11 protein-coding genes are annotated in these 13,702 nt (G+C 41.3%); 3 read left to right on the top strand and 8 right to left on the bottom strand.

The features are described from left to right. Positions 1-28: 28 nt before the first annotated feature. Together I6E83_RS04460 and I6E83_RS04455 are read right to left on the bottom strand one after the other, a co-directional pair. A complete protein-coding gene (locus tag I6E83_RS04460) occupies positions 29-1,306 on the bottom strand; it encodes an aspartate aminotransferase family protein (protein ID WP_197100135.1) in 1,278 nt (425 codons plus the stop codon). 214 nt (positions 1,307-1,520) lie between these two features. Further along, on the bottom strand, positions 1,521-2,429 hold the full coding sequence (locus I6E83_RS04455; protein ID WP_197100134.1) for a LysR substrate-binding domain-containing protein: 909 nt from the start codon (positions 2,427-2,429) through the stop codon (positions 1,521-1,523). 608 nt (positions 2,430-3,037) lie between these two features. Between I6E83_RS04455 and I6E83_RS04450 the strand changes: the two genes are divergently transcribed. Further along, positions 3,038-3,586 (top strand): RNA 2'-phosphotransferase, encoded by a 549-nt coding sequence (locus I6E83_RS04450; RefSeq protein WP_197100133.1) that lies wholly within the window; start codon positions 3,038-3,040, stop codon positions 3,584-3,586. 183 nt (positions 3,587-3,769) lie between these two features. Here I6E83_RS04450 and I6E83_RS04445 read toward each other — a convergent pair whose 3' ends face one another. Next, complete coding sequence (locus tag I6E83_RS04445; protein WP_197100132.1) at positions 3,770-4,474, bottom strand: hypothetical protein; 705 nt, start codon at positions 4,472-4,474, stop codon at positions 3,770-3,772. 182 nt (positions 4,475-4,656) lie between these two features. Beyond that, positions 4,657-5,070 (bottom strand): alternative ribosome rescue aminoacyl-tRNA hydrolase ArfB, encoded by a 414-nt coding sequence (gene arfB, locus I6E83_RS04440; RefSeq protein ID WP_197100131.1) that lies wholly within the window; start codon positions 5,068-5,070, stop codon positions 4,657-4,659. Between the two features lie 388 nt (positions 5,071-5,458). Between arfB and I6E83_RS04435 the strand changes: the two genes are divergently transcribed. Then, positions 5,459-7,333 carry an autotransporter domain-containing protein gene (locus I6E83_RS04435; protein WP_197100130.1) on the top strand — a complete coding sequence of 625 codons (1,875 nt, stop codon included), beginning with the start codon at positions 5,459-5,461 and terminating at the stop codon, positions 7,331-7,333. 303 nt (positions 7,334-7,636) lie between these two features. Further along, positions 7,637-9,922 carry a TonB-dependent receptor gene (locus I6E83_RS04430; protein WP_197100129.1) on the top strand — a complete coding sequence of 762 codons (2,286 nt, stop codon included), beginning with the start codon at positions 7,637-7,639 and terminating at the stop codon, positions 9,920-9,922. Between the two features lie 317 nt (positions 9,923-10,239). Here the strand turns inward: I6E83_RS04430 and I6E83_RS04425 are convergent, their stop codons facing one another. The 4 genes from I6E83_RS04425 to I6E83_RS04410 form a co-directional block, all read right to left on the bottom strand. Beyond that, positions 10,240-10,872 carry a hypothetical protein gene (locus tag I6E83_RS04425; protein WP_197100128.1) on the bottom strand — a complete coding sequence of 211 codons (633 nt, stop codon included), beginning with the start codon at positions 10,870-10,872 and terminating at the stop codon, positions 10,240-10,242. 395 nt (positions 10,873-11,267) lie between these two features. Continuing rightward, positions 11,268-12,251: an MDR family oxidoreductase gene (locus tag I6E83_RS04420; protein WP_197100127.1), complete on the bottom strand. Its 984-nt coding sequence runs from the start codon at positions 12,249-12,251 to the stop codon at positions 11,268-11,270. Between the two features lie 80 nt (positions 12,252-12,331). Then, positions 12,332-12,958: a TetR/AcrR family transcriptional regulator gene (locus I6E83_RS04415; RefSeq protein ID WP_265091198.1), complete on the bottom strand. Its 627-nt coding sequence runs from the start codon at positions 12,956-12,958 to the stop codon at positions 12,332-12,334. Between the two features lie 108 nt (positions 12,959-13,066). Continuing rightward, on the bottom strand, positions 13,067-13,651 hold the full coding sequence (locus tag I6E83_RS04410; protein WP_197100125.1) for a YqiA/YcfP family alpha/beta fold hydrolase: 585 nt from the start codon (positions 13,649-13,651) through the stop codon (positions 13,067-13,069). Between the last annotated feature and the right edge of the window lie 51 nt (positions 13,652-13,702).

Below are 13,702 nucleotides of genomic sequence, written 5' to 3'. Positions count from 1 at the left end.
TGGTAACTCATTTATTAGTAATTTGTGCTTAAGACCAGTCGACTGGATTTTGATCAGGAATCGTACTTAATACGTCTCTTAAAATATCAAGGCCAGCTTGCAGCGTTTCATGTTCAATGGTCAGTGGCGGTAACAATCGAATGATATGACGGTACTTGCCACTTGGCATAAGCAGTAAGCCTCGCTTTCGTGCTTGGGTTAGTACGTGAGTCATCACACTAGGATGAGTTCCATACTCCGCATGACGTAGCTCAATACCACGCATCGCCCCAATACCGGTGAGACCATATAGCCAAGGAGAAACACCTTCTGCCTGCCATTGAGCGATACTTGTTTCAATTGCTTGCGCATAGTGCTTAGCAGATGCCCATATCTCATCCTCTTGCATGATGTCTATCGTGGCATTTGCCGCTGCACATGCCACTGGATTACCAGAGTATGTACCGCCCAAACTGCCTTTAGGCAAGCCATTGACCACACTGGCCTTACCTACGACCGCACCTAAAGGCAAACCGCCTGCAATACTCTTGCCTAGCAGTATCATATCTGGCTCAATGCCCAAATGTGAAAAGGCAAAAGGTGAGCCAGTACGTCCATAACCTGATTGAATCTCATCCATAATCAGTAAGATACCGTGCTCATCACAAAAGGCGCGCAGATACTGAGCAAAAGGGGGCGACATTAATTGAAACCCACCCTCCCCTTGTATGGGCTCTGCGATAATCGCACCAATATTATTGATGTCAGTTTCTACTTCAAACAAACGAGTTAGCGCATCGATTGCCTGTTGGTCACTCACCTCATTGTCTGGACTGGGGAAAGGAATATGGTAGACGCTACCGGCCAAAGGCCCTAATCCTCGCTTGTAGGGAGCAACTTTGCCATTCAAGTTGACAGCAGCTAATGTACGGCCATGGAACCCACCATCAAACGCTATGACACCGACACGCTGGGTTTTGAGACGGGCAATTTTTATGGCGTTTTCCGTGGCTTCCGCACCAGAATTGGTGAGCATGCCCGATAGCTTCCCACTGATAGGAATGAGCTCGCACAATCGCGGCATAAAGGTTTGATAGGGGGTGTGAGCGGCTGCATTGTAAGCATAATGAATGAGGGATTGCGTCTGATTAATAATGGCAGTCACAATGTGAGGATGGCAATGTCCAAAGTTCAAGACACCAATGCCACCCACAAAATCGATGTAGCATTGATCATTATCGTCCCATACTTTTGCATTTTTACCTTTAGTTAGAGTGATAGGATGTACCATGGTAAAAGCATCAGTGACGTTGTATAACTTGTCCATTAAGAGTCTCTTATCTTCCTTAAGTGTGACCCTCATTTCAGCAAAACCTGATGCGCTCAGCAAACGAATAATAGTTGTGCTTTCATTCCTTTTTGTCAGTACGACTGTTGTTTAAATAAAAAAATCTAGGCATAAACCTAGATTTTTTTATTTGAAAGTTAAGCATCATATACTGCACTGAAAAAGCCATACTTTATTTATTCAGATGAGAATGTCAAGCCATGGACTCTGTAATCCATTCTGAAATAGCCTTCACTTTATGTGAATTACCTAATGATAAAGGATAAGACATATAATACGCTCCTCTACCCTTTGATTCATAATTCCACACCGTTACTAATGTTCCTAGTTTCAGCTCCGGTTCTACCAAACGTAACGGTACGAGGGCAATACCATATCCAAGTAAAGCGGAAGCAATACAGGCATGAAAAGTATCAAACCTTGGACCTCTAAATGTTCCATCAACGCTGATATTTTGCTGTTTAAAATACTCATACCATGCACTAGGGCGAGAGCTTAATTGCAATAATGTAAATGCATCTAAATTATCGAGACACAAGGACTTATCCTGTAGGTATTCGGGCTGACAAACTGCAACACAATATTCATCAAACAATTTGATAGTTTCCATGCCTCCCCAAACACCATCGCCATACAGAAAAGCGATATCAACATTTTGGTCTTCAGGAAAAAATGGACAAACCTCTTCCTTAATATCTAATGTAATTAATGGGTATTCTTTGCTAAATCCCTTCAATGCAGGGATCAACCAACGTGAGCAAAAAGTTGGATGTGCTACTATTTTGAGTACTTCTGTATTACTACTATGTGACATCAAGTTCGTAGTCGCTAATTCAATATGCTTAAGAATACCTAAAACTTCGATGTAATAAGCTTTTCCAGCAGGTGTTAAAGATATTCGTTGAGGTGTACGGTAAAAGAGAGAAAGGTTTAACATTTCTTCTAGCTGAGAAACTTGCTTGCTAACGGCACTTTGAGTCATATGCATTTCTTGCGCAGCATTAGTGAAACTTAAATGTCGAGCTGCCGTCTCAAAACACTGTAAAGCAGTCGTTGAAGGATACTTCCTAAAAGCTAGTGGGGTTTTGATTTCAGTTTTCATAGTTTATTTATTCTTGTATGCCATATAAATTGAAGTATAAGAAGTAAATTCAGTTGATGGAAATGATGAATCCTGCATAGTTTGAATATGTATTACATCTCAGCGAGCTAAACAATACCTAGCTTATTATAGAGTCTGTTGAACATTCAAATGTAGTGCTGGCAGTCACTATTTTTTAGACAATAGGCAGTGAAATTTTTGATGCCTAGTCATTCTAGGTGAAACAATTTTGCCATGTATTGGCAAAAAAGAGTACTGCCCTGAAAGGCTGATGCTAAAATCACCCCAAACGTTGTTGCAAATCTAGCTAAGGTCTCGACATTATCGTCGGCTTGCGCCTAGTTTGATGCAATTTTAGCAATCAGCATTAAGGTTATGCTTATTCATTGAAGTTACTCCCTATTTAGATTATTTATCAAAATCACTATGTAAAAAGACAGTTGCTAGTTTCCCCCTCCCTTACATGTTCAAGTTTATGTGCTGTGGTTTTAATTAAAAAATTTTCATTACTATAGATACCTGTCATAAGGCTGACAGAGCCATGTCAAATCAGCATGCTAATGAATAAGTGTTAATATAGAAACCATTATTCCTATTGGAAAAATCTCATGAAAAAAACTAACATCGAAACCAGTAAGTTTCTAAGCTACATTCTAAGACATGAGCCTGAGTCTATAGGTTTAACACTTGATAGCGAAGGATGGGCTGATATCAATGACCTAATTCAACTGGCCAATACATCAGGCAATAATATTACTTTAGAGCAAATACATTCTATTGTAGAGAACGATAAGAAGGGACGTTTTTCAGTTGCTAGCGATGGTCAGTATATTAGAGCCGTGCAAGGTCACTCATTGCAATCAGTAGATTTGAAGTTAGAAGAAACAACGCCTCCTGCAAGCTTGTTTCATGGTACGGCTCAGCGGTTCATTGAGAGTATTAACGCTGAAGGGCTTATATCAAAAGACAGACAATATGTTCATTTGACAGCAGATTATGAGACAGCCGTAAAAACTGGCATGCGTTATGGTAGACCTGTTGTATTAAATATTGATAGTCAAAAAATGCAAGAATATGGGTGCAAATTCTATCAAGCAGAAAATAACGTTTGGCTTACTTTAGCAGTGCCACCCGCTTATATAAACGTCTATAAATAGTACAGACTCTTTAGACTACATCAACTAAAACCCTCATGAGCTTGTGATATGCCCTCACTATAAAGGCGTATTAAACGTTCAATAATAGCCCTAATAGCAGCTATCGGTGAATGCTCAATACGCCTTAGACACAACTCAATGGAATGCGCCGCGACAGCCTAGTTTATAGGCTTATTTTTTATACTACTCAGCATCATCTAATAACTTATTCAGCGCCTCTACCATGGCATCATCTATGATGTTGTCTTCTACATAGTTGACTATCCCATCTATAGTCGACAGATCCATTTCACGAATGCCTAAGCTGGCTAGCTGCTCATTGATAGATTCTAAGCTTTCATTATCTTCAGCGTCATCCAACAGATGCTCTTCGAATCTACCTCTAACGAACCAATACATTTTTTCTAACAAGCTTTCTTTTTTGGTTAACGTAGAATAGCCATCACCATAAATAAATAAATTGAAATGATAAGGTATCTCTACATCATTGATGAAAAAAGCACGTTTACATTCTAATGTGTAAGCTTGGATATCTTCTTCTTCAACACCTTCTTCATTTTTATTGTCTTCATCATACTCAATCGCTTCTTCTATCAACCCACCTAGTATTTGATAGTCGCCTACTTTGATTTTGTGGTTGTAAATGATACTGGATTCCGCGATGGCTTCAAAAATGATAGCACTGACGTCTAATGTATTATTATCAATGTCATAAAATCTTTTTAGTGCTGGCAAAAACTCAGTCAGCTGCTCTTCGGGCACTTGAATGAGAAACTGCTGTTCGTATATTTTAATCATGTCTTCAGGAGCATAGGCATTAGCACTATCAGTCTCGTTCCTACCGATAGGCTGCAAGGGTAAAAAGTTAAACGGGTTATCATTGGTCATTCAGAACTGCCTTTTTTATTTGGATTAACGTTGTTAAATGTGTGCCATTACTTATTTGTAATAGCTTATAAGTGCACGACTATTTGCAATGTCACAGTGCCTTAAAATCTATGGGCGTATTGTCTCTTATTCAGACACTTTTAGATATATATTCGGCTCAAAATAGAAGTATTTATAGCAGGTTAAAAGTCTACCTTACCTCGCAGTGCCTTGGTTTTACCTCGCTGGGTTTTTTTATCTACACGTTTACGCTTGGCATTTCTACTGGGCCTTGTAGGCTTTCTGTTTTTGCTGATAGAAGTGACCTGTATAATAAATTGCTGAAGGCGCTCAATAGCATCCGCCTTATTTCTTTCTTGCGTGCGAAATTGCTGTGCTTTTAGTACAAACACACCTTCTTTACTAATACGGTTATCATTACTGGCTAATAGACGCTCTTTTTGCGTAGCGCTGAGACTTGATGACGTTATATCAAAACGCAGATGAATGGCAGAAGAGACTTTATTGACATTTTGCCCGCCAGCACCTTGCGCACGTATGGCGCTAATCTCTACTTCGTGGTCATTGAGTCGGATGGTGTTACTAATGAAAATCATGATTTGCTTTTATATAAATAATCCATAATGTCTGCTCATCATAAATCATTATCGATAAAGCAGCCACTTTATAGTCAATCCTCTATAAAAGAGTGACAGCATTAACCTCGCTTGCAGTATCACAGTTACATCTGCAGTCGGTTACCTTGTTTCTCTTTTAGACTGAATCAACTATGCAATATTAATAATGACAGCAAGCGTTAAAGAGTGACGTTTTAAAGCTCGCTGGCATTAAGTATTGCTTAGAATTTTGAGATTATATTGACCTAAAGATTAACAAGACCCATTAAAATAAGATAAGACTCTACAGTCAAATAGATTGCCAGCTTTTTAAAAAGTAGTTACAATCGGTTAATAATCCCGCCATATTTACGACAAGGAAGTCGATATGTCTCATCATACACCTCGTGCTGTTATTAAACGCCCTACTCTAAAAACCCTTACTCAGAGCATACTAGCCATTACACTATGTACGGCCGGACTCGCTCATGCTAATGACTATAGTAGCGTGACATTTTTTGGTGATAGTTTAACGGATGGTGGATACTTTAGCCCACTTACTCAAGGCACTTTTGGACTTGAGGAATCAGGTCAATTCACTACTAACCCTGACAATACATGGGCAACCTCATTCGCTGAACAACTGGGTACAACCGCTGTCGCCAATACCTATGATGGTAGTCAAACAGGTAATAACTATGCCATTGGCGGCGCAAGAGCAGGCGTAGACATCACTGCTTTTGGCATTCCAGTGGCTTCTGCCAATAGCCAAGTCGATAGCTATGTCGCCAATAACAAAGTAGATCCTAATGGACTATATGTTGTTTGGGCAGGTGCAAATGATTTACTTGCTGCGGCTACAGATCCTGATAATGCCCAAACTACGATACTTGGCGCAGTGGCTAGTCAGGTCGACACCATCAATACACTAAAAGACAATGGTGCAAACTATATTTTAGTACCCAATATTCCTGATATCGGTCTAACACCTAGAGCTATCGAGCAAGGAGCTGTAGCACAAGCGCAAAGTACTGGTGTAACCAGTCTATATAATCAATTTATGCTCAGTGGTGTGGCAAATACTGGGGCTAATATCATACCGTTAGATATGTTTAGCTTATTGCAAGAAGTCGCAGACAACCCTACCGCCTACGGCTTTACTAATATCACGACACCTGCTTGTAATACAGACAGCTCCCTCACTTGTGGATCAAGCGACTTAGTCACTCCAGATGCCAACGAAACCTACTTTTTTGCGGATGGCATACATCCGACCGGTAGTGCGCATCAAATGATTGCTGACTATGCAAATGCTGTTGTCACTGCGCCTAGCCTAATCGGTGTCCTGCCACATATTGCAACTACCACAGGACTAGCAACCAATGAGCGCTTACAATCTCACGTCAACCAAATCCAAAGCAGTGAGCAAAAGCCTGACCGTACGTTATGGGCGGTAGGTGAATTTGAAGATCAAGACATCGCAGGGTTTGATAGTGATAACAATACACAAGTACTATTCGGCGTAGACTTTGCTCATCCCAATTCAGCAAACGCAGTCACTGGCTTATATGGCAACATTACTCAAAAAGAATTTGATAATTCAGGTGTCGCTACGGGTTTAAGCAATATTGAATTAGATGAAGTAGGGTTTGGTGTCTATCATAGCAATACGCTAGACAATTTTGATGGCGTACAAATTAACGGTGCTGTTGGTTTTGGCAATATGGATGTGGATGTCACACGTGCCGTCACGCTCGGCAGCTATAAGCAAGAATTTAAATCAAATGCTGATGGCAAACGTTTTTATGCCAACGTACAGGCTGGCTACCCAATGCAAGTAAGCAGCGTTGCTATTACCCCATATATCGGTGCAACTGCTAGCCGTGTAAAGATCAGCGAACTTGAAGAACAAGAAAACTCTGGCATCGCCATGCAGTTCGATGAGCAAAAATATACCACGACTTATGGCAAGCTTGGGGTCAAAGCCAATCATAATTTCATGGAAAACCTGAACGTGTTCGGTGATATCCATTACCAAAAGCAGCTAAGCGACAATCGTGAAGCCGTAACAGCACGCCTAAACACTTTGTCTAACATTAGTTTTAGCACACCAATGGCACAAACTGACGATGACAACTTTGCAATGACACTTGGGCTATCTAAGAACTTTGGTCAACTGAGTGCCAATGCAGGTGTTACGCATTCACAAGGTGATGATGATAAATCAACGAGTTTATTTGTTGGGCTTAGCGGCGCATTTTAAATAGCTCTGTCATTAAAGCCTAAAATGTAAAGTGTAGAGTATAGAGTATAGAGTGTAGAGTGTAAAATCACTACATTGAAAATCTTATAAAACCGTCTAATGCAAAGAGCATCAGACGGTTTTTCTTTGTGTGTCTGAGACTATTTTCAATAGCTACTCTCTTCCATTAGTTACATATTCATCATACTCTTCACCTTCTGGGACATATTCGGTCAGCTTTATTTACCAAACCATAACCTATAGACATATTTAGATGATAAAGGTATCATTAACAATTATCATTTACACTACGGTTCCATCATTATGTCTAAGCGCCATACTTTATCTCGTACTTTGCCCTACTCTCGTTTGTATAGCGCCATTCTAACCACCCTACAGACTTCAAAAAAAGCACCTATGGTTCTAGCTGTAGGAACGCTATTGCAATTCAGTCCAGCATTTGCTGACACAACGATTGATACCGACCAAAGTGCTCAGCCAAGTGTTACGCTTGATCCTATCGTGGTGGTTGCCAACCAAACACCAAAAGCAATCTCTGATATTCCAGCGACTGTCTGGTATATCGATGAGTACAAAGTCGATGAAGCGGCACGTACGGGTAAGCGTTTAGGCGACTTTATCGCTCAAGAAGTACCTTCCCTCGATTTGGGTAGCGGTGGTCGTACGAGCGCAGGTCAAAACTTGCGTGGGCGTAGTATGCAAGTAATGATTGATGGGGTGTCACTCAATTCATCACGTGCTATCAGTCGTTATCTAGACTCGATCAGCATGGAAAATATCGAGAGTATCGAAGTATTGTCTGGTGCATCAGCAGTCTATGGTGGTGGTGCAACTGGTGGTATTATCAATATCAAGACCAAAAAAGCACAAGCTGGTGAACCACAAGTCACCACTTCTATACAAGCAACATCAGGTTTCCAAGATGAGGATGACATCTCTTACAAAGGTCACGCCTCAATCGGTGGTGGTACAGAAAATATCAAAAGTAAGCTAGCCGTCACTTATGAACAGACCGGCTCTTTCTTTGATGGTAGCGGTAAAATGCTGGTTCCTGATACCACTCAGGGTTCGTTGCAAGACAATGAGACCATTGATATCTTGGCCAGTACACAACTACAGATTGATGAGAAGCAAACCTTAGACTTGTCAGCACAGTACTATAATAGTGAGCAAGACACAGATTACGGTATTCAGTATGATCTAACCACCCGTCCATTCGGTGCCGAGATTAGTGACGGTTTTGAGAGTGATCGACAAGCCAACACGGAACGTCAGCAGTACAATGCCAATTACCACAATACTGACTTATTCGGTCATGAGGTATATGCTCAGCTCTCACATCGTACCGAAGAGCTCAGCTTTATCCCATTCATCTATGGCACTTACTTTGCCGCTTCAGAGCAGTCAACTGACGTGACTTCAGTACGTGTCGCATTGAGCAAGGATTGGACTGACAAGCTCAAGTTAACCTATGGTATCGATGGCTATCAAGACAAACTTGACAGTAATAAAATGATATTTAATCAGGGTACGAGCATTGCTACTGGTGGTCTGGTCAATGATGAGTTTGCCACCGTTGGACGCTACCCTGGCACTGAGGTAAATTCTATCGCTGGTTTCATTCAAGGTGATTATGAGCTAACCAATAAGCTAAGCGCGACAGCTGGTATGCGCTACCAACACCTAAACAATAAAATCGATGATTTTGTCTCTAGCACAGTACAGACTGATATTGCTTTAGGCAATGCCACTGGTGGTGACGCGATCCCTGGCGGTAGCACTGACTATAATGTCAACTTGTTTAATTTAGGTCTCAATTATAAACCTACCAGTAACCTACGCTACTTCGCGAACTTCTCACAAGGTTTTGAGTTGCCTGATCCTGCTAAGTTTTATGGTCAAGGCATCTATGCAAAAAATGCAGCAAACTATTATGAGCTTGTTAATGGCTCTAATGTTTCAGGTACCGAACTTGATGGCATCAAAACCGATAGCTACGAGTTAGGCACGTCGTTCAATCACAATAATTTGACGGGTCAGCTGACTGGTTACTATAGCCTATCGGATGGCAGTATTGACTATGATCGCAGCACACTGCTGATCACTCAAAGTGATAATAAAAAACGTGTGTATGGTGTTGAAGCAAAAGGTGACTATGCGATTAATGACAATGTGAGCATCGGTGCACTGGCACATTGGGTTAAAAGCGAGACGCAGGTTGATGGTAGCTACGAAGATACTGTCGTGACTGACACCAGCCCAGCCAAATACGCTCTGTGGACACGCTGGGAAGATGACAACCAAGCGCTTAAGCTACAAGCAAATATGATGCGTGACGTCTCAGGTTATGATTCAAGTAGCGACTCTACTCAAGAGCTAGATGGCTATACTACGGTTGACCTTGATTACACTTACTTCTTACCTTCAGGTGAGTTTAGTCTAGGTGTTCAAAACCTATTGGACAAAGATTACACCACTGTTTGGGGGCAACAAGCGCAGATATATTATGGTAGCTACGCACCTGCGTCAGCATTTGATTACAAAGGTTTAGGGCGTACTTATACGGTTGGCTACACCCATCGTTTTTAAGTGATAGGCCAGTTTATGTCATATAGATAATGTAGACCAAAAAAAAGTCCCTATTCAAATGAATAGGGACTTTTTTGTTTTACAACATCTAGGGCGTGTCCTCAATTCAATCGATAGTTATCTAAATGGGTTAAAAATGGCTAAATCTTGCCAAATGGCGTCAAATAGCTGACTAATATCTCGATATTATTTGCGCTATTTTCCTTGTTTGACTGCGATTTATCTCATTTTTATCACCATTTTTAAAATGAGGACACGCCCTAATACTTGCTAATCCTTAAGATGTTAAATCATTAATTCTATAGAAGCCTTTGTATTCAGACATTGCTAGATTTTGGCAATCCATATGCTATGGTCTCAACCACTTCATTGTTCTGCTCAGCAATTAGTTGATAGCCCTTGATCACACCATCATAGGGCAAACTGCTCACATACTGCTGATAATGATCATAGATAGCATCTTTTATGATCGAGGTGCGTTTTGCTTTATTCATTTCAGAAAAATCATTGGGTAGACGTATATGAGCCAAACGCGATACTCCGCAACGAACCATCCAATTCGCATTCACAAACTCAAAATCTATCTCTGCTCGTAAACCATATGCACATAAAGACTTTGGAGGATTGACTAAATCGTGTTTGATTTGAGCGATGTCATCTGCAAAGGGTTCATAAGGGATATCAAGCACTGAGAATAGTGTCGCTAAAAATTCGTCAGCGGTAAAATATTTATCAATATAGCTGCCATCTAGCCCAAGGAACTTGCTCGACAATACATGACGCAGGCGCTCACATGCAGGAATGGTATGCTTTAGCGGATAACCCATCTTTTTGATAATATCTTGTGAACGCAGCTCAAGCGTGTCTATTTGATTGATCACGTATTGCGCTAAAAGATGATGTGGATGATAACGACGGGTATATTTGGATTGGTTGGCAACGTGGCTCATGAGATTAAACACCTTAGACTCCTGTAACTCCGACAAAAAAGTATGATATAAGCCCATATGGGCAAATAAAATCAGGCACAAATGAGGATGTCGGAGTACAGGCTCATGCGCTTTACCAGAGTTTTTTTATATCGTGCTGGAAGTTGCAAGGTTTGCACACCACTGCTATTACAAGAATAGTCGATGATGACAAAACTGTTAAACCCACGATGGACAACGCAATAATGATAGCATATTAAATGATAAAAAATAAATACCGATGTGTGTGCCTGTGTGTGAATAATTGTTTTTCACTTTAAACACTCAGTTTTCGGTATTTCTATACGTCACTTGTTCATATGCTAGTACGAAGCAGATGTTGCAGTATTAAGGTTTTGAAGCATATCACCTATGTCCTAACGATTTACATCAACGACTATTCGACCACGAATTTTGCCATCTAACAACTCACTTGCTGTCGGAATGACTTCACTCAGGCCAATCTCTCTCGTGATTGCATCCAACTGTGTCATATCTAGACTCGTACTCAAGCGCTTCCAAGCTTCTATACGCTCATCATAAGGTCGCGTCACACTATTGATACCAAGCAAACTGACACCGCGCAAAATAAATGGCGCGACAGTAGCAGGGAAATCCATGCCTTGAGCCAGTCCACAGGTAGCGACTAAACCATCTTCACATATACTGGCACAAACGTTGGCAAGCGTATGACTGCCAACAGAATCAATTGCAGCGGCCCATCTTTCTTTACCAAGCGCGCGTCCCGGACTACTCAGTTCGGCACGATCAATGATAGTCGTTGCACCAAGACTTTTTAAGTAATCTGCTTCCTCTAGACGTCCGGTAGAGGCTGTGACAGAGTAACCTTGGTTTGCTAAAAGTGCGATAGCAAAGCTACCAACACCGCCGTTAGCACCAGTCACCAACACTTCACCACTCTCTGGTGTCAGTCCATGACGCTCCAATGCGATTAGACAAAGCATCGCTGTGTATCCTGCTGTGCCAATTGCCATCGCCTGACGCTCAGTCATCGATTCAGGGAGCGGGATAAGCCAATCACCATTCAATCTGGCTTTCTGTGATAGACCACCCCAATACTTCTCGCCCACGCTCCAACCATTCAATAACACCTTGTCGCCAGTTTTGTAGCGAGGATGGTTGCTCACTTCAACGGTACCCGCTAAATCTATTCCTGGTACCATTGGAAATTGGCGTACCACAGGACTACGACCAGTGATGGCCAGTCCGTCCTTGTAATTAAGCGTGCTAAATGCCACACGAACTGTAACATCTCCCTCTGGCAATTGCGTGTCCTGTATTTCAGTCAGATTAGACTGATAAACATCATCATTTTTTTCAATTAATATTGCTTTAAACATAGTAGCTCCTATTTAGACCAATCGTCTATAAATAAGTAAAAAATAATTTAGACCGGTCGTCTATAAATATAGATAAATAATTACTTCTGTACCCCTGCCGCAAATCCTCGGAAAAAGGTATCTAACGGACTGACATCTTGCGTCAACTTAGCACGCAAAACAGCACCTTCCCAACCAATCCAAAAGAAAGCAGCAAGCTCATCACAATCACTATTAGAATGTATTTGTCCTTGTTGTACTGCAAGACGCAAGCAAGCCGCTAAACGCTTCTGCCAATCAAGTAGTATGTTTTCCAACTCACAACGAAAACTCTCAGGCAACACGACAATCTCTTGACCTAAGTTACCTACTAAGCAGCCGCGTCGAAATTCATGCTTAATCATGCCCGATTTAGCATCCTCAACAAAGTCACTAATACGCTGCATAGGAGACACGTGCTCATTCAAAAAACAATGATCTAGCTTACGAGCAAAATATAACGCGTACTGCCGTAATACTTCCTGTCCAAATGCTTCTTTGTTTTTGAAGTAATTGTAGAAAGAGCCTTTAGGTACATTGATACGTTTGAGTACGGCATCGATACCAGTGGTCGCAAAACCTTGCTCAGTCAGCATCTCCATCCCAGATCTCAACAGAGCTTCACGGGTATCCGTAAACTCTCGTTCAATATTGGGTGGACGCCCTCGTCGGGCTTTTGGCTTAGTCATTGTCATGCATAGATATTATGACCGATCGTCTTTAATGTCAATCAATTATTTTTAGTGGTTTATTTACCCATCAGCCGCTCTGGTTTTTTGACTGTCATTGCTATCAGATCAGTCCTCACCGTGATACGTCGCCTCATCCATCCAAACGATGGGATCTTCGCACAAATGAGTTAAGTGATACCAGATATCACTGCTACGGGCGATACGATGATGGCCTCCTTCGAAATAATCAACTTCCCAGCTCTCAGGTAAATCCACTAAAGTTCGTCTAGCAACTGCCACATCGAGACTTTCATCATCTACTTCTACCATGACCCGCACCATCTCAGTGTTCGATGTGGGAAACGACAGCTTCATATCAGCCACTACTGGAACACGATCGGCCAACACTTCACTAGGATAGATACAAGGCGCAATCAATAGCGCCCGCAAGTGATATTTATGGGCAAAATGATTGGCAAACCAACCACCAAGCGAATGCCCTGCCAATACCACTCGAGGATACTGTGTCATTTTTTCACGTATTAAGGCATCGTAGATCTCAAATATTTCTGCAAAATTCTCTCGATAATTGACCGTTTGACAGTATTTGGGTTCGCGAGTGATACAGGTATATTTACTGGTCTCATTGCTTGAATCAAGGCCATGAAAAAACAGTAAAAACGTGTCAGTATTTTCGATAGGAAACATCATAAGGCACTCCTTTTTTAATTATTGTTTGGTTTTATTCTACTGGCTTATTTG

It is taken from the genome of Psychrobacter sp. SZ93C1, assembly GCF_015864635.1.
GTDB lineage: Bacteria > Pseudomonadota > Gammaproteobacteria > Pseudomonadales > Moraxellaceae > Psychrobacter > Psychrobacter fozii.
Note: the sequence above shows the minus strand (reverse complement) of the source record. Positions and strands in the feature narration are given on the sequence as shown.

Coding starts and splice junctions, on each gene's coding strand:
- I6E83_RS04460 (WP_197100135.1), bottom strand. CDS start 1,306: ATGGACAAGTTATACAACGTCACTGATGCTTTTACCATGGTACATCCT.
- I6E83_RS04455 (WP_197100134.1), bottom strand. CDS start 2,429: ATGAAAACTGAAATCAAAACCCCACTAGCTTTTAGGAAGTATCCTTCA.
- I6E83_RS04450 (WP_197100133.1), top strand. CDS start 3,038: ATGAAAAAAACTAACATCGAAACCAGTAAGTTTCTAAGCTACATTCTA.
- I6E83_RS04445 (WP_197100132.1), bottom strand. CDS start 4,474: ATGACCAATGATAACCCGTTTAACTTTTTACCCTTGCAGCCTATCGGT.
- arfB (WP_197100131.1), bottom strand. CDS start 5,070: ATGATTTTCATTAGTAACACCATCCGACTCAATGACCACGAAGTAGAG.
- I6E83_RS04435 (WP_197100130.1), top strand. CDS start 5,459: ATGTCTCATCATACACCTCGTGCTGTTATTAAACGCCCTACTCTAAAA.
- I6E83_RS04430 (WP_197100129.1), top strand. CDS start 7,637: ATGTCTAAGCGCCATACTTTATCTCGTACTTTGCCCTACTCTCGTTTG.
- I6E83_RS04425 (WP_197100128.1), bottom strand. CDS start 10,872: ATGAGCCACGTTGCCAACCAATCCAAATATACCCGTCGTTATCATCCA.
- I6E83_RS04420 (WP_197100127.1), bottom strand. CDS start 12,251: ATGTTTAAAGCAATATTAATTGAAAAAAATGATGATGTTTATCAGTCT.
- I6E83_RS04415 (WP_265091198.1), bottom strand. CDS start 12,958: ATGACTAAGCCAAAAGCCCGACGAGGGCGTCCACCCAATATTGAACGA.
- I6E83_RS04410 (WP_197100125.1), bottom strand. CDS start 13,651: ATGATGTTTCCTATCGAAAATACTGACACGTTTTTACTGTTTTTTCAT.